The sequence below is a fragment of the Actinoplanes sp. TBRC 11911 genome, from assembly GCF_012933445.1.
In the GTDB taxonomy this organism is placed as follows: Bacteria; Actinomycetota; Actinomycetes; order Mycobacteriales; family Micromonosporaceae; genus Actinoplanes.
The window spans coordinates 1-21,293 of record NZ_JABBNC010000012.1 but is presented as its reverse complement, the minus strand read 5'-3'; the positions used below and the strand labels follow the sequence as shown (position 1 = coordinate 21,293).

Here is a 21,293-nt window from a genome sequence, read left to right as displayed (position 1 = left end):
GTGGGACGCGGAGTGTCCGGGCTGACCCGGGCGAGAAGTGGCCGGCGAGCCGACCGGGCCAGTCCGCCCAGTCCTGCGTCATCTCCCCACCGCGCGGTCGCGGGGTGCGGGTCGCGAGTTACGGGTCACGGGTTACGGGTCGCCGGTCGCCGGTCGCCGGTCGCCGGTCGCTGGTCGCTGGTCGCTGGTCGCCGGTCGCTGGTCGCCGGTCGCCGGTCACTGGTCACGGGTCACGGGTCACCGCGATCATGATGGCTCGCCTGCTCCCGGGCGCGGGCGCACGTCGTCGTCGAGGACGCGGGCTGTCGCGAGCACGTCGGCGAACCTCGTCGGCTCCACGTCCAGGCCGCCGGGGATCCAGGTCACGCCGTCGTCGGTCATCGTCGTCAGGATCTCGTCCGGGGTCAGGCCCGCGGACTGTAGTGCCCGGATCTCGCGCGGATTGACTGACGGCGGCAGCGGGCCGTTGCCGAGGTCGGTGCCGTAGCGCACGCTGCCCCCGTACTCGAGAAAGCGCCGCAGATTCCCGATCGCCGTGTTCTGCTCCGGCGTCGGCACGCCCCAGCCGTGGATGTCGAGCGTACTGATCCAGCGCATCCGCTGCGCGCAGGCCCGCACCAGCCCGGGATCCAGCGGTTCGGTCCAGGGCGTGTGGGCCAAGATGTCGGCGCCGCTTTCGTACGCCTCGACGACCGTCCCCGCCCCCTCCGCATGCACCACGACGGGCAGCCCGGCATTGTGCGCCGCCTCGACGATCACGGTCAGCGTGCTAAGGGGTAATCGCGGCCCACCGGCATGCGCGGTGACCTTGATAAGCGTGGCCCCGGCCGCCCTGGCCTCCCCGACGGCGTCGACAGCGTCACCGGCGGACTGGACCGCGCGCCAACTCCCCACAGCGGCCCACCCACGGTCACTCGGATAGCCCCCGGGAGCGGTCAGAAACGGCCCCGCATAACGAATCCGGGGAAGTTTCGCGCCGCCCGCCCGTCCGGCCAGCTCGGCCACCCGCTCCGGGACGCTGCCCAAGTCCCACACCGCGCCGATGCCACCGGCCCGCAGCACCCCCAGATCCACCAGTCCGGAGTGGACGTGCGCGTCCCGCAGCCCGGGCAGCAGCGTCCCCGGGAAAACCCGCCGCCTCGCGCCCTGCGGGATCGAGCCCACCGGGACCGGGGTCGCCAGCCCGCCCGACAACCGCAACGCCGACCCGGCCAGGAAGCGGCCGTCCCACCACACCGAAGACGCCAGCAGAAAGGTCATCCGAGCAGGTCGCGCAGGACGGCGAGGCCACGGTGCACCTCGTCGAAGCTGGTGCTCAGCGGGGCCGGCCCGATCCGTAAACCGTCCGGCTGCCGGTAGTCGGGGATCACCCCTTTCGCCCACAGCGGCTCGAGGATCTCGGCGAACCCCGGCCTCCGCAACGTCACGTGACCGCCGCGCCGCGACGGATCCGGCGGGCTGACGACCTCGACCCCCAGCGGCTTCAGCCATTCGTCGGCCAGCGCGATCGCGTACGAGGTGATTTTCTGGGATTTATCGCGAACCGCAAGGATCCCGGCCTCGGCGAGCATGTCGAGGTTGGCGTGCAGCGGCACCATCGCGAGGATCGGGGGAGTGCCGCTGATCAGCGCGCGTGCCCCGGGCGCCGGTTCGTAACCGGGGCCCATCTCGAACGACGCCCGATGCCCCATCCAGCCCCAGATCGGCTGCCGCACCGAATCCTGCAGGTGGCCGGCCAGATACGCGAACGCGGGCGACCCGGGACCGCCGTTCAGATACTTGTACGTGCAGCCGACCGCGAGATCGACGCCCCACTCGTCGAGGCTGATCGGCACCGACCCGACCGAATGGCACAGATCCCACATGGCCAGCGCCCCGACGGAATGCGCGATCCGGGTGATCTCCGGGACGTCGGCGAGCCAGCCGGACCGGTAGGCCACATGGCTGAACAACACGAGTGCGGTGCGTTCGTCGACGACCGACTCCACCTGCGACGGGTGGATGCCCTCGCCGGGATCGGTGCGCACCCACACCAGCTCGAGCCCTTGCGAGGCGGCGATGCCTTCCAGCACGTACCGGTCGGTCGGGAAGTTGTCGGTGTCGAGCACGACCCGGTTGCGACCCGGCCGAGCATCCACCGCCGCGCGGGCCAGCTTGTAGATCAGCACGGTCGTCGAGTCGGCGACCACCGTCTGCCCGCCCGCCGCGCCCAGCGCGACCGATCCCAGCCGGTCACCGAGCGTCAGCGGCCACTCCATCCACTCGTCGGTCCAGCCCCGGATCAGCCGGCCCGCCCACGTCTCGCGGATGAACTCGTCCATCAGCTCGGCGGTCCGCTTGAGGGGCCGGCCCAGCGAGTTACCGTCCAGGTAGGAGATGACGTCGGCGTCGTCCGGGGTGATGAACTGGTCGCGGTAGCCCGCCAGGGGGTCGGCGGCGTCCCAGGCGTACGGGTCGAGCGTCAACGAACGGCTCCGATCTCGGTGCGGACGGCGTACAACTCGGGGAAGAAGGTCTGCTCCAGGGCCTTGCGCAGGAACGGGACGCCGCTCGACCCGCCGGTGCCTCGCTTGAAGCCGATGATCCGTTCCACCGTCTTCATGTGCCGGAACCGCCAGAACTGGAAATTCTCCTCCAGATCAACAAGTTCCTCACAGGCCTCGTACGCCTCCCAGAAGCGCTCCGGATCGCCATAGATGCCCTGGAAAACTGGTACCAGGCCGGGGTTGAACTCGTACGGCAGGGTGACGTCGCGCCGGAGCAGCTCGACCGGCACGTCGTGGCCGTGGCGCGCGAGGTACCGCAGGAACTCGTCGTAGACGCTGGGCGCGTTCAACGCCTCGGTCAGCATCTCCTCGGCCGCCGGGTCGTCATCGAAGATCGACAGCATCTCGCGGCTCTTGTTGCCGAGCGCGAACTCGACCGCCCGGTACTGGTACGACTGGAACCCCGACGAGGTGCCGAGGAAGCTGCGGAACTCCGCGTACTCGCTCGGGGTGAGGGTGGCCAGCACCGACCACTGCTCGGTGAGGGTCCGCTGGATGTGCTTGACCCGGGCCAGTCCCTTGAGCGCCGGGCGCAGCTCGTCCTTGGCGAGCAGCCGCTGCACCGACTGCAGCTCGTGCAGCACCAGCTTGAACCACAGCTCGGTGGTCTGGTGCTGCACGATGAACAGCAGCTCGTCGTGATGCTCGGGCCGGCTCACCGGGTGCTGCGCGTCGAGGATCTCGTCCAGGTGCAGGTATTTCCCGTACGAGAGATTGACTTTGAAGTCTCGGACGATGCCGTCCTCGATGCGGCGTTGCTCTCCGGGCACGGTGTTCCTCCTCAGGTGTACCCCCTGAGGAGATCACACCTGGTCAGATGTTGGCGAGCGACCCATTGGTAAGGATCGGTCCCCAATACATCCACTGACCGTCGTGCCGCACGAACCGGCTGCGCTCGACCATGTCACCGCGCTTGCCGTGATCGCGGTAGTGCGCCCGGAACTCGACCACGCCCTCGTCGTCGAACAGGCCCCCGCCGCTGGACTCGATGATGTCCAGTCCGACCCATTTGAGCCCCGAGTCGGGTTCGACGGCGGCCGGCCGGGTGCTCGGGTGCCAGGAGCTGAGCACGTACGCCACGTCATCCAGCGCGAACGCCGAGTACCGCGACCGCATCAGCGCCTCCGCGGTGGCGGGCGGTTCGCCCTGATGAGCCGGTCCACAGCACTCGCCGTAGCCGAGGCCGCGCCCGCACGGGCAGGCGACGTCCGCCTTGATCTTCATCTTGCTCCGAGCCATACCCGCCATTGTCCCAGCCGGCCCGCTCTCGTGCGGCCAGTCGCCCGCGGCGGATGAGGTCACACGACGGCCGGGACGAGAGGGTGACCAGATGACTGCCTCGTCCGGAACCACGGCGAGTGCCCTGCGACGGGTGCTCGTACCGCTCGCGCTCGCCCAGTTCATCTGCAGCTTCGCCGGCTCCAACATGAACGTGATGATCAACGACATCAGCAAGGACCTGAACACGACGGTCCAGGGCGTGCAGCTCTCGATCACGCTGTTCCTGCTGGTCATGGCGGCGTTGATGATCCCGGCGGGCAAGCTGACCGATCGCTGGGGCCGCAAGCGTTGCCTCAACCTGGGCCTCGCCGTGTACGGCATCGGCGCGCTGCTCAGCGCGTTCGCGCCCGGGCTGCCGCTGCTCATCGTCGGCAACTCGATCTTCGAGGGCGTCGGGACCGCGCTGCTGATCCCGCCCGTCTACATCCTCACCACGATGCTGTTCACCGACGTGAGCCGCCGGGCCAAGGCGTTCGGCGCGATCAACGGGATGGGCGGGGTCGGCGCGGCCACCGGCCCGCTGATCGGCGGGGTCATCGCCACGGCGATCAGCTGGCGGGCCGCGTTCATCTTCCAGGTGCTGGTCATCGTGGTGATCCTGGTGCTGAGCCGCCGTGCCGTCCGGGACCCGCGGCCGGCCGAGCCGAACAGCCCCTTCGACGGCGTCGGAGCGGTGCTGTCCGCGGTCGGGCTGGTGCTGGTCGTGCTGGGCATCCTGGCCGCCGACGACAACGTCTGGCTGTTCACCGGACTGGTCCTCGCCGGCATCGCCGTCCTCGCGCTGTTCATTCTCTGGGTGCGCTCCCGGGAGCGTAAGGGCCGGGAACCGTTGCTGGAGATGTCGCTGTTCCGTAACCGCACCTCCAACCTGGGCCTGGTCACGCAGAACATCCAATGGCTCGTGCTGATGGGCATCTCGTTCGTCGTGTCCGCGTTCCTGCAGGTCATCCGCGGCTACAACTCGATCCAGACCGGTCTGATCCTGACCGCCTCGACGGTCGGCCTGCTGCTGTCGTCGCTCGCCGCCGGCCGCCTCGCACGCAAGCACGCCCAGCGCACCCTGATCATGGAGGGTTTCCTGCTCACGATCGCCGGGATCGTGCTTTTCCTCGTCCTGGTCGGGCTCTCCAAGGGGGTCTGGGCGTTCCTGCCCGGGCTCTTCCTGATCGGGCTGGGCATCGGTGCGATGCTCACGCCGTCGGTGAACGTGGTGCAGTCGAGCTTCCCGGACCACCTCCAGGGCGAGATCTCCGGCCTTTCCCGCAGCGTCTCCAACCTCGGCTCGTCGTTCGGCGCCGCGGTGGCCGGCACGATCCTCGTCGCCCAGCTCACGGTGACGCCGCAACGGTCGTACGCGCTCGCCCTGATCGTGCTCGCGGTGATCGGCGTGGGCGGCCTGGTGGCCGCGATGCTGCTGCCCGGGACCCAGGTCCAGGCACCGGCCGAGGCGGCGGCAGCCGAGACGATCACTCCGGCGTCAGAGAGCAGGGAGGCCGCCCCGAGCCAGGTGAGCGAGGCTCCCAGCGGCGCCGAGGCCCCAAGTGAGGTGAGCGCCGCCGGCATCCGGGACGACGCCGAACGACCACGCGGCTGATCACACAACGGCGCAGGATTCGCGACCGCGCGCACGGGTAAGAACGGTGCCGCTCATGGTGAGCCCACGGAAAGGTGATGGACATGGACGTGCGCTACGGAGTGCTCGCTCAACTGCGCGCAAAGCCCGGCAAGGGCGCCGAACTGGCAGCCTTCCTGCAGGCCGGCCGCGACCTGGCGGTGGCCGAGGAAGGCACCGTCACCTGGTACGCCTTCAAGATCGACGACGACCGGTACGGCATTTTCGACACTTTCGTCGCCGAGGACGCGCGGGTCGCACACCTGGGCGGCCGGATCCCCGCGGCCCTCGGCGAGGTAGGCCCCGACCTGCTCGCCGAGGACCCGACGATCGAGACCATCGACATCCTCGCCGTCAAGTAGCGGCCAGGCGGCGCACCTGCCGGTGCGGGCTGTCCGCGATCTCGGCCTCGATGGCGTGCGGGAGGCGTTTCCGGTACGGCCGTAGGACCGTCGCCGCGGTTCTGGCGACCCCAGCGGCGGGATCGAGCAGCAGCGTGAACGCGGCCTCCGGCACGACGTCCAGGGCCGCCAACGCGGTCAGCGCCGCCGCGCGGATGGCCGGGTCGGGATGGGTCAGCAGGGGCGTCAGCAACGGCTCGTCGGCGTAGCGGCCGGTCTCGCCCAGGCCGGCCACCCCTCCCGGCGTAGGCGCCGACGCCACCACCGCGCGATAGTGCGCCACCGGATCGGAAAATCTGGTGCGCGCGTACGCCCGTACCAACGGCGACCGGTCGTCCAGCGCGGCCGGCACATCCGTCCCCAGCCGGACCAGCGCGATCGCCGCCGACACGTGCACCGTCGTGTACCGCGATCCGGCCAGCACCCGCAGCGTGTCCGTGTCGGCACGGCTTTCCGCCTCCGCGCACGCCGCATCGGCGGCCCGCATCCGGACCAGCATGTCCTTCTCGCGCAGGGCGAACCGGACCTGGTCCTCATACGTCCAGGTGCCCGACTCGTACGCCAGGCGGCGCGCCACCCCGCCGCGGGCGCGCAGCAACTCGGGCGCCACCACCTCGAACGACGCGCGGGCCACCGCCCGGATGTGGTCCATCGCCCAGCCGCCGTGGTAGCGCCGCTCGAGGTACGCCGCGATCGGCAGCGCGGCCGGGAGATAGCCGGCCGGGTCGGACGCCAGCAACGTGGCCAGGCCGCGGCGGGCGCGGATCCGGATCTGCGGCACCCAGTCGCCGGAGCGCAGCACGACGAACGGAACCGTGGCCCGCGACCCGTGGGCGATCATGGCGGCCACGGCGCTCTCGCGTACCCGCCCGTCGCGGTGCATCGAGTCCACGACGGTGGCGGCCAGGCCGGTCACGGTCGGCGGGCGGCGGTGGTAGCCGCGCATCCACTCGTCCAAGCGGGACAACGCGCGCGGGGCCGCGCCCAGCCGCTCCAAGGCGGCCGGCAGGTCGGGGGCGGTGAGCAGGGCACGCAGCACCTCGTCCGGCGGCAGGGTGCGCCAGCCCTCCGACGCGGCCGAGCCAGGGAGTGTCATGTCCAGGGAGCATGCCTGGTCGCCGACGCGCCGCCTACCGGATTTTGGAAGCGCCAACCGGCGGTATCTGCAAAGACGGTCGTGGTCCTCGCAAATCGCTGTTCAGATTTTGCAACGGTCTGTCGTAGGATCTGCGCGTGACTAAGCGTCTGGCCGAAGTGGCCAAGAAAGCGGGCGTCAGCGAGGCGACGGTCAGCCGGGTGCTCAACGGGCGCGCGGGCGTCTCCGAGTCCACTCGCGCGTCGGTGCTGACCGCGCTCGATGTGCTGGGCTACGAGCGGCCGACGAAACTGCGCGGGGAGCGCGGGCGGCTCGTCGGGCTGGTGCTGCCCGAGCTGCAGAACCCGATCTTCCCGGCGCTGGCCGAGGTGGTCACCGCGTCGCTGGCGCAGCGCGGGTTCACGCCGGCCCTGTGCGCGCGCACGATCGGCGGCGTGCCGGAGCGCGACTACATCGAGATGCTGCTCGACCACCAGGTGTCCGGTGTGGTCTTCGCCGGCGGCTCGTACGCGCTGGCCGAGGCCGAGCACTCGCATTATCGGGCGCTGACCGACCGTGGCATGCCCGTCGTGATGGTCAACGCGGGCGTGGACGACCTGGGCTTCCCGCACATCAGCACCGACGACGCCGTGGCGGTGGAGCAGGCGTACGGGCACCTGGTTTCGCTGGGGCACGAGAAGATCGGCATGGTGATGGGTCCGGAGGACCACATGCCGTCGCGGCGCAAGCTGAGCGCCCTGGCCCGTATCGCCGGGCCCGAGGGTGACAAATGGTTCGTGGAGCGGACCAACTTCTCGATGGAGAGCGCGCGGCTCGCGGCCGGCAAGCTGATCGAGCGCGGCGTCACCGGCATGATCTGCGCGAGCGACGTGCTGGCGCTCGGTTCGATCCGGGCGGCCCGGCGGCTCGGCCTGGACGTGCCGGACGACGTGTCCATCGTGGGCTACGACGACTCGGTGCTGATGACGTGCACCGATCCGCCGCTGACCACGGTCCGCCAGCCGATCGAGATGATGGGCCAGGCGGCCGTGGATCTGCTGGTCAACCAGATCGAGGGCAGCGGCGTCGACCCGGACGAGCTGCTCTTCGAGCCGGAGCTGGTGGTGCGCGGCTCGACCGCCCCCGCGAAGCGCTAGACACACCCGGAAGGGCGGACCACAACGGTCCGCCCTTTTTGTGTGCCCAAAAACGAGCAACGTTCAGTCGCGTCTTTTCACGACGTGATTCAACTCTTGCTGTGACGGGTCCCCATCGTTACAGTGACGTCACTCACTCCGCGCGGGTCCACAAAGCAGAGTGACCACACCGAAGATCAGCGAGAGCCATGGATACACCCGTTCCCGAAGGGATGGACAGATGTCCGTACCGCAGTACCGGAAGGTTGCGGCCTTAGCGCTCGTGACCGGCCTGGGGCTCAGCCTCGCGGCATGCTCGACGAAGGGCGACGACTCGGGGAAGGACGCCGCCGGCAAGACCACGATCACCGTCGACTGTCAGCCGGTCGGCGCGCAGAAGGAGCTGCTGCAGAACTGGAACGCGGACGTCGCCGCGTTCGAGAAGGACAACCCCGACATCACCATCAAGAGCGTCAGCGTCGGCGAGCAGTGCAACAACCCGCCGGACTTCACGGCGCGGCTCGCCGGCGGCACGATGACCGACGTCTTCTACGGTTACATGACCGACCTCCAGCAGGTGCTGGACTCGGGCCAGGCGATGGACATCACGCAGTACCTGAACAAGGACACCATCCCGACGTGGGACAGCGTCGACCCGGCGCTCAAAGAGGTGTTCACCGACGCCGGCAAGGTCTACGCCGTACCGGTGAAGAACTACTCGATGGGTCTTGTCTACAACAAGACCCTGTTCCAGAAGGCCGGGCTCGACGTCAACAACCCGCCGAAGACCTGGCCCGAGGTGCGGGACGCGGCCAAGAAGATCGCCACGGCGGCCCCGGGCGTCGCGGGCTACGCGGACTACAGCGCCGGCAACACCGGCGGCTGGCACTTCACCGCCGAGATGTATTCGCTGGGCGGCGGGGTGCTGAGCGAGGACGGCAAGAAGGCCGACTTCAACAACCCGATGGGCAAGCAGGTCCTGCAGAACCTCAAGGACATGCGGTACGGCGACAACAGCATGGGCACCCGTCAGCTGCTGCAGTGGGGTGACCTGCTGACCAACGCGGCGGCCGGCAAGGTCGGCATGTTCATCGGCGCGCCGGACACCACGCAGGCGATCGTCAGCCAGTTCCAGGGCAAGTACGAGGACTGGGCGATGGGCCCGCTGCCCGGCCAGGACGGCGCGGCGAAGGGCACGCTCGGCGGCGGCGAGGGCTACTTCTTCAAGAAGGGTCTCACCGAGGACCAGGTCAAGGCAGGTCTGAAGTGGATCGCGTACGAGAAGCTGACCCCGGGCAAGGGCCAGTTCGACTACGTGCGGGCCAAGCCGCAGAACTACCCGGTCGGCCTGCCGCAGCCGCTGCTGTTCGCCAACGGCAGCGCCGCGCAGAAGCAGGAGCTCGACCTGCGCAAGGCCAACGCGAACGTGGACACCTCGAACTACGCGCTCTTCGAGAACAACCCGATCCCGATCCGGGGTGAGCCGAAGAACGCGCAGGCCATCTACGCGGTGCTCGACGGCGCGATGTCCGGCGTGCTGACCAAGCCGGACGCGAACATCGACGAGCTGCTGAAGACCGCGGACACCAAGGTCAACCAGTTGCTGGCCGCCGGTAGCTGAGTAACGGGTGCGGGAGCCGCGAGGCTCCCGCACCGAAGCAAAGGGAGCCCTCCTTGGCGATCATCGCGCCCGACTCGCTCAACAAAATCAAGGGAACAAACGCCGCGCCGGAAAAGACGCGCGGCAAGCGGAGCCGACGACTGCAGGACAACCTCACCGGCTACGCGTTCCTCGCCGGGGCGGTCTTCTGTTTCGCCCTCTTCTCCTGGTTCCCGATGATCCGCGGCATCGTGATGAGCTTCCAGCGCACCCGTCGCGGCGTGACCACCTGGGTGGGCTGGGACAACTACATCCGCATCGTGCACGACCCCAGCTTCTGGACCGCGTGGAAGAACACCTTCTACTTCACGGTCCTCGCGCTGATCGTCGGCTACGCGGTGCCGTTCTTCGTGGCGATCCTGCTCAACGAGTTCCGCCACGCGAAGGGCTACCTGCGGGTCCTGGTGTACCTGCCGGTGATGCTGCCGCCGGCCTCGGCGCTGTTCCTGTTCAAGTACTACGCGTACGACCCGAGCGAGGCCGGCCTGTTCAACGCCGTCCTCAAGTTCCTGCACCTGCCCACCTCGGAGTGGATGCAGTCGCCGGGCATGACGATCCCGGCCATGGTGATCGCCTCGACCTGGATGAACATGGGCGGCGCGGTGCTCATCTATCTCGCGGCATTACAGAACATTCCCGGCGAGCTGTACGAGGCGGCCGAGCTCGACGGCGCCGGAATCTGGCGGCGGATCACGAACGTGACGATCCCGCAGACCCGGCTGATCCTGGCCCTGCTCGCGATGCTGCAGATCGTCGCCACCATGCAGCTGTTCATCGAGCCGCTGATCCTCGCCAACGGCGCCGGCACGCAGGACTCGGCAACCTCCGTCGCCTACCTGATCTACCAGCACGGCTTCTTCCAGAACGACCTCAACGGGGCCGCCGCGCTCGGCGTGATCATGCTTATCGTGCTGGCCGCGTTCTCCGCCGTCTACGTGCGGCTGACCACCAAGAAGGACTAGCCGATGGAAACCCGGACCCTCATCTCGCATGCCCAGCTCCGGCGCGGGCGCGGCAGGGTGATCTATTGGGCCGTGCTGACCGTCGTCGTGCTCGGGTTCACCCTGGTCTTCCTCGGGCCGCTGTACTGGATGGTCACCGGCGCGTTCAAGTCGGGCCTGGAGATCGCGCAGACCCCGCCGACGCTGTGGCCGAAGGACCCGCAGACGCAGAACTACGTCGACGCCTGGAACAATCTGGCCCTCGCGAAGCTGATGTTCAACACCTTCTACTACGCGGCCGGCGCCGTCTTCTTCCAGCTCGTGTTCGACACCGCCGCGGCGTACGCGCTCTCGAAGCTCCGCCCGATGTTCGGCAACCTGATCCTGGGCCTGATGCTCGCGACGCTGATGATCCCGGCGATGGTGCTGATCGTCCCGCAGTACGTGACCGCGATCGACCTGCCGTTCGTGCACGTCAGCCTGCTGGACTCGCCGTGGGCGATCTGGCTGCCGCTGGTCGCCAACGCGTTCAACATCTTCCTGCTGAAGCGGTTCTTCGACTCGATCCCGGAGGATCTGATCTCGGCGGCCATGGTGGACGGGGCGTCGCCGCTGCGCATCCTGTGGTCGATCATCCTGCCGATGTCCCGGCCGATCCTCGGCGTCGTCTCGATCTTCGCGGTGACCTACGTCTGGAAGGACTTCCTCTGGCCGAAGCTGGTGATGCCGTCACCGGAGACGCGCACGCTCAGCGTCGGCATCTACGCCTTCGCCGGCGGCACCCCGCAGAACATCGTGGTCGCCGCGTCGGTGATCGCCGCCATCCCCACGGTGGTCATCTTCCTGATCTTCCAGCGCAACATCATGTCAGGCCTCACCACGGGCAGCCTCAAGGGCTGAGCGCCGGGCGGCGCGACGCGGCGCCGCCGGCGTAGGCCGGCGCCCGGCCAACCGAACACATCCCCACGGCGAACGAACGCTCGTTCGTCCATGTAACCATGCAGAAAGCAGGTGCTTGTGTCCACAACAGACAATGGTCCGTGGTGGCGTAGCGCGGTGATCTATCAGGTGTACCCGCGAAGTTTCGCCGATTCCGACGGCGACGGCGTCGGGGACATCGACGGTATCCGCGCCCGCCTGGGGCACCTGCGCGAGCTCGGGGTCGACGCGATCTGGATGAGCCCCTGGTACCCGTCGCCGATGGCGGACGCCGGCTACGACGTGGCCGACTTCCGCGACATCGACCCGGTGTTCGGCTCGCTCGCCGAGGCCGAGGCGCTGATCGAGGAGGCGCACGCGGCCGGCATCCGCATGATCGTCGACATCGTGCCGAACCACATCTCCAGCGAACATCCGTGGTTCAAGGCCGCGATCGCCGATCCGGAGGCACCGGAGCGGGACTACTTCTGGTTCCGGCCCGGACGCGGCGAGCACGGTGACGAGATGCCGACGGACTGGCGAGGGGAGTTCGGCGGTACCACCTGGACCCGGGCACCGGACGGCGACTGGTACCTGCACCTGTTCACTCCCGAGCAGCCCGATCTGAACTGGGATCACCCGGTGGTACGAGCCGAGTTCGAGAGCATCCTGCGGTTCTGGTTCGACCGCGGGGTGGACGGCATCCGGATCGACTCGGCCGCGCTGCTCATGAAGGACCCGTCGCTGCCCGAGGTGAGCGCGGAAAAGCACCCGTTCCACGACCTGGACGGGGTGCACGACGTGTACCGGGCTTGGCGGCGCGTCGCCGAGGCGTACGGGGGAGACCGGGCTCTTATCGGGGAAGTCTGGATGCCGGAGGTCGAGCGGTTCGCGAACTATCTGCGGCCGGACGAGCTGCACGCGGCGTTCAACTTCGATTTCCTGGGCTGCGCGTGGGATCCGGTGCTGATGCGCGAATGCGTGGACCGGACGCTGCACGCGCACGTTGCGGTCGGGGCGCCGCCGACGTGGGTTCTGTCCAATCACGACGTCACCCGGCACGTGACCCGCTACGGCCGGGCGGACACCACGTTCAGCTTCGACAACAACCTCGACAACACCCCGGTCGACCTGGAACTCGGCACCCGCCGAGCCCGTGCCGCCGCGTTGCTGTCCCTGTCGTTGCCCGGCGCGACCTACATCTACCAGGGCGAGGAACTCGGCCTCTGGGAGAACGAGAACATTCCACCCGATCAGATCCAGGACCCCATGTACGCCCGTCGCGGTCACAGCCGGGACGGGTGCCGGGTGCCGCTGCCGTGGAGCGGCGACGAGCAGCCGTTCGGGTTCTCGACGGCCACGCCCTGGCTTCCCCAGCCGGCCGAGTGGAAGGACCGCACCGCCCAGGCGCAGACCGGTGACCCGAGCTCGATGCTCGAGTTGTACCGCTCGGCGATCGCGCTGCGCCGGCGCGAGAACAGCCCGGAATTCGCGTGGCTGGAACTGCATCCGGAGGTGCTCGCCTTCACCCGCGGCGAGAACTTCGCCTGCGTCGTCAACATGTCCGGCTCCCCGATACCCCTGCCGGACCACCAGACCTGCCTGCTCGCCAGTGGCCCTCTCGACGGTGACCGCATCCCCCCGGACACCGCCGTCTGGCTGCGCCTGTAAAAAACACGCTCCCGGCGCCGGAGTCCACCACCGGCGCCGGGGCTTTACAGAGCAGGAGGAAACAGGGGGCTTTCTCGTCAGAAAGGCGCGCTCCCGCAATGCCAAGACTCAGAAGACGACTCCTCGCGGCCATCGCCGCCGCCGGAGTCGTGGCCGCCGTCCTCTCATCCCCGACCCTCGCCTCCGCCGCCGGGCCCAACCTGGCTGCCGGCAAGGCGTTCAGCGCCAGCAGCTTCACCGACGTCTACCCGTCCGCGAACGCCGGCGACGGCAACGCCAGCACGTATTGGGAGAGCAGCAACAACGCCTTCCCGCAATGGCTTCAGGTCGACCTCGGCTCGACCACCAGCATCAACCAGCTCGTGCTGAAACTGCCGCCCGCGACCGCGTGGGCGACCCGGACCGAGACGCTTTCGGTGCAGGGCAGTACGACCGGTACGACACCGTTCAGCACGCTGGTCAACAGTGCCGGGTACACGTTCAATCCGGCCTCCGGTAACACCGTCACCATCAACCTGAGTGCGGTCAGCACCCGTTTCGTGCGGCTCAATTTCACCGGGAACACCGGGTGGGCCGCGGGTCAGCTGTCCGAATTGGAGGTTTACGGGCCGGGGACGAGCGACACGACGGCGCCGTCGGCACCGTCGAACCTCGCCTTCACCCAGCCCGCGTCCGGCCAGATCCGGCTGGCGTGGTCGGCTTCGACGGACAATGTCGGGGTCACCGCCTACGACATTTACGCCAACGGCACACTCCTCACATCCGTTTCCGGAAATGTCCTGAATTATCTGGACAGTCGGCCGGATTCCGCCACTGTCGCTTATTTCGTACGGGCGAGGGATGCGGCCGGTAACACCTCGGCACAGTCGAACACCGTGACCCGCACCGGGCAATCCGGGGACACCCAGGCCCCCACCACCCCCGGGACCCTGTCCTACACCCAGCCGGCGTCCGGGCAGATCCGGCTCGCCTGGGGCGCCTCGACCGACAACGTCGGTGTGACCGGCTACAACGTGTACGCCAACGGCACGCTGAAGACCACCGTCACCGGTCTGACCTACACCGACTCACAGTCCGACTCCGCGACGGTCTCGTACTACGTCAAGGCCCGAGACGCTGCCGGGAACGAATCCGCGGCGTCCAACACGGTGACGCGTACCGGGAATCCTGGTAATGGCACCAACCTGGCGGTGGGAAAGCCGATCGAGGCTTCCTCCACCGTCTTCACGTTCGTGGCCACCAACGCCAACGACAACGACACCGCCACCTACTGGGAGGGCAGCGCCTATCCCGCGAACCTCACCGTCAAGCTCGGCGCCAACGCCAGCGTGCAGAGCGTCGTGGTCAAGCTCAACCCGGACTCCGCGTGGGGCACCCGGCAGCAGACCTTCGCGGTGCTCGGCCGGGAGCAGAGCTCGTCCACGTTCAGCACGCTCGTCGGCTCGGCCACCTACACGTTCAACCCGGCCGGCGGCAACACGGTGACCATCCCGGTCAGCGCGACCGCCGCCGACGTCCGGCTGTCCTTCACCGCTAACACCGGCGCGCCCAGCGGGCAGGTGGCCGAACTGCAGGTGATCGGCAACCCGGCGCCGAACCCGGACCTCACCGTCACCGGCATGTCGTTCACGCCGGGCTCGCCGGTGGAGACCGACGCGGTGACACTTTCCGCGACCGTGCGCAACGCGGGCACGGCCAGCAGCGCCGCCTCCGACGCCAACTTCTACCTGGGTACGACGAAGGTCGGCACCGCCTCCGTGGCCGCTCTGGCCGCGGGTGCCACGACGACCGTCACGGCGAACATCGGGGCGCGCGACGCGGGCTCCTACGCGCTGTCGGCCAAGGTGGACGAGGCGAACAACGTCATCGAGACCAACGACGCGAACAACTCCTACACCAACCCGGCCGCGCTGGTCGTGGCCCCGGTCAGCAGCTCGGACCTGGTCGCCTCCGCGGTGAGCTGGAGTCCCGGCAACCCGGCGGCGGGTAACACCGTCACCTTCAGCGCGACTCTCAAGAACCAGGGCACGGCCGCCTCGACCTCGGGCTCGCACGGGGTCACGGTGACGATCCTGAGCGGTTCGACGACGGTGCGGACGTTCTCCGGGGCGTACACGGGAACTTTGGCTCCTGGGTCTTCCTCGCCGGCCATCAACCTTGGCACCTGGACGGCGGTCAACGGCAAGTACACCGTGCGGACCGTGGTGGCCGTCGACGGCAACGAGCTGGCGGTCAAACAGGCCAACAACACCAGCGACAAGCCGTTCTTCGTGGGTCGCGGAGCGAACATGCCCTACGACATGTACGAGGCGGAGGACGGCCAGGTCGGCGGCGGTGCGACGGTGGTCGGACCCAACCGTACGATCGGTGACCTCGCGGGTGAGGCCTCCGGTCGTAAGGCGGTCACCCTGAACCAGACCGGTGCGTTCGTCCAGTGGACCTCGCGGGCCGCTTCGAACAGCGTGGTCGCCCGGTTCTCCATCCCGGACGGCACGACCAGCTCGATCAACGTGTACGTCAACGGGACGCTGAACAAGACGCTGCCGCTGGCTTCCAAGTACGCCTGGCTGTACGGCAACGAGACCGCGCCGCAGAACTCCGGCACCGGCGCGCGGCACATCTACGACGAGGCGAACATCCTGCTGACCGGGTCGTTCCCGGCCGGCAGCACGATCAAGCTGCAGAAGGACGGCTCGAACTCCGGCACCATCACCGTCGACTTCATCAACCTGGAACAAGCCGTCCAGTACGCCAACCCGGACCCGTCGAAGTACGTCGTGCCGACCGGGTTCGACCAGCAGTCCGTGCAGAACGCGCTGGACACCGCCCGCCAGGACACCACCAAGACGGGCGTCTACCTGCCGGCCGGCACGTACAGCACGTCCAACAAGTTCAACATCTACGGCCGGGCCATCGACGTGGTCGGCGCGGGCGTCTGGTACACCCGGTTCGAGACCCCGCAGTCGCAGGAGAACACCGACGCGGGCTTCGGGGTGCAGTCGACCGCGAGCGGCTCGTCGTTCAGGCACCTGGCGTTCTTCGGCAACTACACCAACCGCATCGACGGACCCGGCAAGGTCTTCGGTGAACTGCGCGACGTCGACAACATGACGGTCGACGACGTGTGGGTCGAGCACACCGTCTGCGCCTACTGGGGTGTCAGCGTGAGCGGCCTGAAGTTCACCAACTCGCGCATCCGCGACACCTTCGCGGACGGCATCAACATGACCAACGGCAGCACGAACAACCTGGTCAGCAACGTCGACGCCCGCACCACCGGCGACGACAGCTTCGCGTTGTTCTCGGCCATCGACTCCGGTTCCGGGGAGGCGAATCACGGCAACGTGTTCGAGAACCTGAGCGCCACGCTGACCTGGCGGGCGGCCGGGCTGGCCATCTACGGCGGCTACGACAACGTGTCGCGCAACATCTACATCGCCGACATGCTCACCTACAGCGGCATCACGATCAGCTCGCTGGACTTCGGATACCCGTTCATCGGCTTCGGGTCCAGCCCGCCCACCACCTTCGACAACATTTCGGTCGTACGGGCCGGCGGCCACTTCTGGGGCGCGCAGGTCTTCCCGGCGATCTGGATGTTCAGCGCCTCGAAGGAGTTCCGCGGCATCCGGGTGTCGAACGTCGACATCGCCGACCCGACCTACTCCGGAATCATGTTCCAGACGAACTACGTGGGTGGGGCGCCGCAGAACCCGGTGACCGACACCGTGTTCACCAACGTCACGATCAGTGGCGCCGTCCGCTCCGGTGATCAATTCGACGCCAAGTCCGGCTTCGGCATCTGGGCCAACCCTCTTCCCGAGTCGGGTCAGGGCCCCGCGGTGGGCTCGGCGACCTTCACCAACCTGCAGTTCAGCAACAACTTCCGGGACATCGAGAACCAGACCAGCACGTTCACGATCATCCGGAATTGATTGACGGGGCCCGCGCGTGGCGCGGGCCCCTTTTCCCCGTCGCGATTTGTACCCTGCGATTGTGGAGCGCATCGAGTTAGCCGACGGCCGTACCGTGGAATATCTCGTCGAGGGGCCGCCCGGCGGGCTTCCCTTGGTCGTGCACCACGGCACCCCTTCCGGGGCGGTCCCGTTCCCGCCGCTGGTCGACGCCGCGGTCAAGCACGGCATGCGGGTCATCCTGCACAGCCGGCCCGGCTATGGGGGTTCGACACCGCACCCGGGGCGCCGGGTCGCCGACGTCGCGGCGGATGTGAACGCGATTCTGGACGAGGAGGGCGCCGCCCACTTCGTGACGCTCGGCTGGTCCGGCGGCGGTCCGCACGCGCTGGCCTGCGCGGCGCTGCTGCCCGCCCGGTGCCTCGGGGTCGCGTCGGTGGCCGGGGTCGCTCCCTTCGACGCGGCCGGCCTGGACTGGATGGCCGGCATGGACTCGGACAACGTGAGCGAGTTCGGCGCGGCGGCACAGGGCGTCACCGAACTCGACAAGGTTCTGACCGCGGTGGCCGGCGATCTCGCGCATGTCCAGCCGGGGCACATCGTCGAGGCGTACGGGAGCCTGTTGTCCGGGGTGGATGTGAAGGTCCTGACCGGCGGTTTCGCGGACTGGCTGGCGGCCTCGTCGCGGTACTCCGTGTCGGCGGGGGTGGCCGGCTGGCGGGAGGACGACCTCGCGTTCGTGGCCGACTGGGGATTCGCGCTCGGCACCATCCGGGTGCCGGTCGCCGTGTGGCAGGGCGATCAGGACCGGATGGTGCCGTTCGAGCACGGGCGCTGGCTGGCGGCTCATGTGGCCGGGGCCGAGGCCCATCTGTTACCCGGGGAAGGCCATCTTTCGCTGATGTCGGATCCCGGGGCGATCCTCGACCGGTTGGTGGCGCACGCGGTTTAGACCTCTACCGGGGTCAGCTCGGGCAGGACCTCGGGCTCCGGGGTCTTGCGGAGCCGCTTCGCGGCCGGCACCAGCAGGGCCAGCCCGAAGGCGGCCGCCCCGGCGAGCGCGGTGATCACGAAGGACTCGCTGTAGCCGGACTCGGCGGGCAGCCCGTTCGGCAGCACGTGCGCGGCCACCACCGAGCTGACCACGGCCGTGCCGATGGAGGCGCCGATCGTGCGGATGTTGGTGTTCATGCCGCTCGCCACGCCGGTCTGGTGCCGCGGGACGCTCTGCACGATCAGGTTGATCATCGAGGAGTAGACCAGGCCGAGGCCGATGCCGAAGACTCCGCCGGCGACGGCGACCTTCCATTCGGCGTCGTGCTGGAACGCGATCGCCAGGCTGCCGAGCGTTGCCAGGGCGGCGCCGAGGAGCAGTTGCGCCTTGGCGGAGACCCATTTGGTGAGCGGTCCGCTGACCGACCCGAACACGGCCATCGCGGCCATCATCGGGAGCATCAGCAGGCCGGCCTTGGACACGGTGGCGCCGAAGCCGTACCCGGAAGCCGACGGCACCTGCATGAGCTGCGGCAGGAAGGCGAAGACCCCGAACATCGCGGCGCCGAAGAGCAGTGAGACCAGGTTGGTGGTCCAGACCGCGGGCAGGCGCATCATCCGCATGTCGATCAGGGGGTTGGTGGACTTTATTTCGTTGACGAACCACGCTGCGAACAGCACCACGGCGGCGCCGAAGAGGATCACCGTCTTCGGGGCGCCCCAGCCCCACGCGCTGCCCTCGCTCAGCGGCAGCAGCAGGGCGACGAGCCAGCCGGACAGCAGGGTCGCGGACAGCCAGTTGATCTTGCCCGGAGTGCGTACCGGCGAGGCCGGGATCAGCCGCCAGGCCAGCCCCAGGATGATCACGGTCGCGATCATCGGGAGCCAGAACAGGTAGCGCCAGTCGAGCGCGCTCACGATCGGTCCGGCCAGCACGATGCCCATGCCGCTGCCGGTCGCGATGACCGCGGCCATGATGCCGACCGCGGAGGTCACCTTCTCCGCCGGGAACTCGTCGCGGATGATCCCGAACGAGACCGGGAAGACAGCGACACCGAATCCCTGCAGAACGCGAGCAACAATAAGAATCGAGATGTTAGGGGCGATCGCGGCGACAAGGCAGCCGACCGCGATTGCCGCGAGGGCGACCAGCAACGTGCGATCCTTGCCGATCATGTCGCCGATCCGCCCCATGATGGGCGTCGCCACGGAGGAGGCCAGCAACCAGGCGGTAAGCACCCAGGTGACCGTCGTCGTGCTCGTGTGCAGGTCGTGCTGGATAGTCGGCAACACCGGCGTCACCAGCGACTGCATCAGCGCGAACACCGCCGCGGCAGCCGCGAGTACACCGAAGGTCACTCGCGGCGAGGTCTGATAAAGTCGAGGCATGCCTCCAGATTAGCGGAGGGGTACCTCCGGTTCGCAACCCTGCGAGAAGTGAGGAGAATCTCCATGGCCGAGGTCGAGCTCGCCGTCCGTCGCCCCCAGCGGGCCGACGCCGCGCGCAATTTCGACGCTTTGCTGGCCGCCGCCCGCGAGGCGTTCGGCGAGAAGGGCACCGAGGCCTCCCTCGAGGACATCGCGAAACGGGCGGGCGTCGGCATCGGCACGCTCTACCGCAACTTCCCGACGCGCAAGGACCTCTTCCAGGCCGTCTACGTCGAGGAGGTCAACCAGCTGAGCCGCACCGCCGCCGCCACCACCGACCTGCCCCCGTGGGATGCTTTGGTGACGTGGCTGGAACGCTTTGTCGGTTATATCGCCACAAAGCGGGCGATTGTGGAGGCGCTGAGCCAGGAGTCGGAGATGTTCCGGGCCTGCCGCATCACGATGCACCAGGCCGGCGAGCCGCTGCTGACCCGCGCCCAGGAGGCCGGCGAGGTCCGCCGCGACGTGAGCTTCGACGACTTGCTCCGCATGGTGGCCGGCCTGACCGCCGCGACTTTCATCGACGACGACCAGCGAAGCCGCGTGCTGGCGTTCGCCTTGGACGGCCTCCGAGTCCATTAACCCTCCGCCCCCCTACGGGATTTTCGAAGGCGCCCGCTGCCGCAGTCCAGCCAGGCGTCGGCCCACCCTCCGTGCACCCGCCCGGGCTGTCCTGCCCATCCACCCCTGAAGGCAGCGCGCGTTCCGCACCGGCCCGCTTCCCCGACCCTTCGCGGGTCGTGGCGCTTGCTGCTCGTGGCGTTCGCTTCCCTGACCCTTCGCGGGTCGAGGCGCTTGCTGCTCGTGGCGTTCGCTTCCCTGACCCTTCGCGGGTCGGGGCGCTTGCTGCTCGTGGCGTTCGCTGCTCGTGGCGCTTTGCTGCTCGTGGCGTTCGCTGCTCGTGGCGCTTTGCTGGTCGTGGTGGTCGCGGGGATGGCGTTCGCTGGTCGTGGTGGTCGTGGGGATGGCGTTCGCTGGTCGTGGTGGTCGTGGGGATGGCGTTCGCTGGTCGTGGTGGGCACGCGCATGGCGCTCGCGGGCATGGCGCTCGCGGGCATGGCGCTCGCGGGCATGGCGCTCGCGGGCATGGCGCTTTGCTGGTCGCGGCGGTGCGGCCACTCCCGACGTCAGAGTCGGCGCTTTCGGCGGCGACGCTCGCGTCCCCGATCTAGCCCGGATCCCATCGCGCCAAAGCCGTGTCGACAGGCAACACTAAGTGCCGTTTTGTGCCATTAATCCGTTCGCCGCCGCTCCGTTCCAACGCCCACAGTGCGAACTTTCGAGACCTTGGAGAGTTATGGCTCGTATGTGGGCGCAAGTCTCCAAGGTCTCGAAATAAATAGGCGAGCTGCCGGGGCAAACGGTGCGTATATGCCTAATTCGATCGTCCTATTCGGATGATCGTCCACGATGTGGGCGCTCGCCATCGAATAGTGAGACGCTGCCATCCGCGAGCGGCATTCAGCGGCCTGCCGGCTTACCCGGTCGGGGCTAAAGGCCGCTTTATCACGATAAATCATGACGCCGCTGCGCCGGGCCACCGAAAGCGTCACTACCAACCATGATCGGCGGCGACGACCGGACCGGCGCGTGGCCGGGCGCGACTTGCTGGTTGGTCGCCACCGCCACCGCCACCGATGGCGCCATCGATGGCGAGGCGCCGCTGGAGGTGGCTATGACCGGTCGTGGTTGGGCGGACTGGAGGCGTTCGGCACTG

The 21,293-nt window shown here is 68.4% G+C and carries 16 protein-coding genes; 10 read left to right on the top strand and 6 right to left on the bottom strand.

The genetic code is table 11. The annotated features are described in order from the left end of the window. Positions 1-246: 246 nt before the first annotated feature. The 4 genes from HH310_RS18355 to HH310_RS18340 are packed head-to-tail and all read right to left on the bottom strand — an operon-like array spanning position 247 to position 3,785. Positions 247-1,260: an amidohydrolase gene (locus HH310_RS18355; RefSeq protein ID WP_169176805.1), complete on the bottom strand. Its 1,014-nt coding sequence runs from the start codon at positions 1,258-1,260 to the stop codon at positions 247-249. Further along, complete coding sequence (kynU, locus tag HH310_RS18350; RefSeq protein WP_169176804.1) at positions 1,257-2,465, bottom strand: kynureninase; 1,209 nt, start codon at positions 2,463-2,465, stop codon at positions 1,257-1,259. The genes HH310_RS18355 and kynU overlap by 4 nt, the downstream gene beginning before the upstream one ends. Further along, positions 2,462-3,316: a tryptophan 2,3-dioxygenase gene (kynA, locus tag HH310_RS18345; protein WP_169176803.1), complete on the bottom strand. Its 855-nt coding sequence runs from the start codon at positions 3,314-3,316 to the stop codon at positions 2,462-2,464. The genes kynU and kynA overlap by 4 nt, the downstream gene beginning before the upstream one ends. A 43-nt stretch (positions 3,317-3,359) precedes the next feature. Further along, complete coding sequence (locus tag HH310_RS18340) at positions 3,360-3,785, bottom strand: YchJ family protein (RefSeq protein WP_169176802.1); 426 nt, start codon at positions 3,783-3,785, stop codon at positions 3,360-3,362. A 91-nt stretch (positions 3,786-3,876) separates the two neighbouring features. Here HH310_RS18340 and HH310_RS18335 point away from each other — a divergent pair, with 91 nt between their 5' ends. Next, positions 3,877-5,421, top strand: a complete 1,545-nt coding sequence (locus HH310_RS18335; protein ID WP_169176801.1) for an MFS transporter — start codon at positions 3,877-3,879, stop codon at positions 5,419-5,421. Positions 5,422-5,504: 83 nt separating this feature from the next. Next, positions 5,505-5,801 (top strand): putative quinol monooxygenase, encoded by a 297-nt coding sequence (locus HH310_RS18330; protein WP_169176800.1) that lies wholly within the window; start codon positions 5,505-5,507, stop codon positions 5,799-5,801. Here the strand turns inward: HH310_RS18330 and HH310_RS18325 are convergent. Beyond that, positions 5,794-6,936 (bottom strand): hypothetical protein, encoded by a 1,143-nt coding sequence (locus HH310_RS18325; protein WP_169176799.1) that lies wholly within the window; start codon positions 6,934-6,936, stop codon positions 5,794-5,796. The genes HH310_RS18330 and HH310_RS18325 overlap by 8 nt on opposite strands. A gap of 137 nt (positions 6,937-7,073) precedes the next feature. Between HH310_RS18325 and HH310_RS18320 the strand changes: the two genes are divergently transcribed. The 7 genes from HH310_RS18320 (at position 7,074) to HH310_RS18290 (ending at position 18,107) form a co-directional block, all read left to right on the top strand. Beyond that, a complete protein-coding gene (locus tag HH310_RS18320; RefSeq protein ID WP_169176798.1) occupies positions 7,074-8,072 on the top strand; it encodes a LacI family DNA-binding transcriptional regulator in 999 nt (332 codons plus the stop codon). Between the two features lie 220 nt (positions 8,073-8,292). Beyond that, on the top strand, positions 8,293-9,672 hold the full coding sequence (locus tag HH310_RS18315) for an ABC transporter substrate-binding protein (RefSeq protein WP_169176797.1): 1,380 nt from the start codon (positions 8,293-8,295) through the stop codon (positions 9,670-9,672). 86 nt (positions 9,673-9,758) lie between these two features. Further along, positions 9,759-10,673 (top strand): sugar ABC transporter permease, encoded by a 915-nt coding sequence (locus HH310_RS18310; protein WP_312034210.1) that lies wholly within the window; start codon positions 9,759-9,761, stop codon positions 10,671-10,673. A gap of 3 nt (positions 10,674-10,676) precedes the next feature. Continuing rightward, positions 10,677-11,552 carry a carbohydrate ABC transporter permease gene (locus HH310_RS18305; RefSeq protein WP_169176795.1) on the top strand — a complete coding sequence of 292 codons (876 nt, stop codon included), beginning with the start codon at positions 10,677-10,679 and terminating at the stop codon, positions 11,550-11,552. A 117-nt stretch (positions 11,553-11,669) separates the two neighbouring features. Then, positions 11,670-13,241 carry a glycoside hydrolase family 13 protein gene (locus tag HH310_RS18300; RefSeq protein ID WP_169176794.1) on the top strand — a complete coding sequence of 524 codons (1,572 nt, stop codon included), beginning with the start codon at positions 11,670-11,672 and terminating at the stop codon, positions 13,239-13,241. A 98-nt stretch (positions 13,242-13,339) separates the two neighbouring features. Then, on the top strand, positions 13,340-17,176 hold the full coding sequence (locus tag HH310_RS18295) for a discoidin domain-containing protein (protein WP_169176793.1): 3,837 nt from the start codon (positions 13,340-13,342) through the stop codon (positions 17,174-17,176). A gap of 61 nt (positions 17,177-17,237) precedes the next feature. Further along, positions 17,238-18,107 (top strand): alpha/beta fold hydrolase, encoded by an 870-nt coding sequence (locus HH310_RS18290; RefSeq protein WP_169176792.1) that lies wholly within the window; start codon positions 17,238-17,240, stop codon positions 18,105-18,107. Here the strand turns inward: HH310_RS18290 and HH310_RS18285 are convergent. Next, positions 18,104-19,537, bottom strand: a complete 1,434-nt coding sequence (locus tag HH310_RS18285; RefSeq protein ID WP_169176791.1) for an MFS transporter — start codon at positions 19,535-19,537, stop codon at positions 18,104-18,106. The two genes, HH310_RS18290 and HH310_RS18285, sit on opposite strands and share 4 nt — an antisense overlap. A 63-nt stretch (positions 19,538-19,600) precedes the next feature. Between HH310_RS18285 and HH310_RS18280 the strand changes: the two genes are divergently transcribed. Then, on the top strand, positions 19,601-20,158 hold the full coding sequence (locus HH310_RS18280) for a TetR/AcrR family transcriptional regulator (protein WP_169176790.1): 558 nt from the start codon (positions 19,601-19,603) through the stop codon (positions 20,156-20,158). Positions 20,159-21,293 lie beyond the last annotated feature (1,135 nt).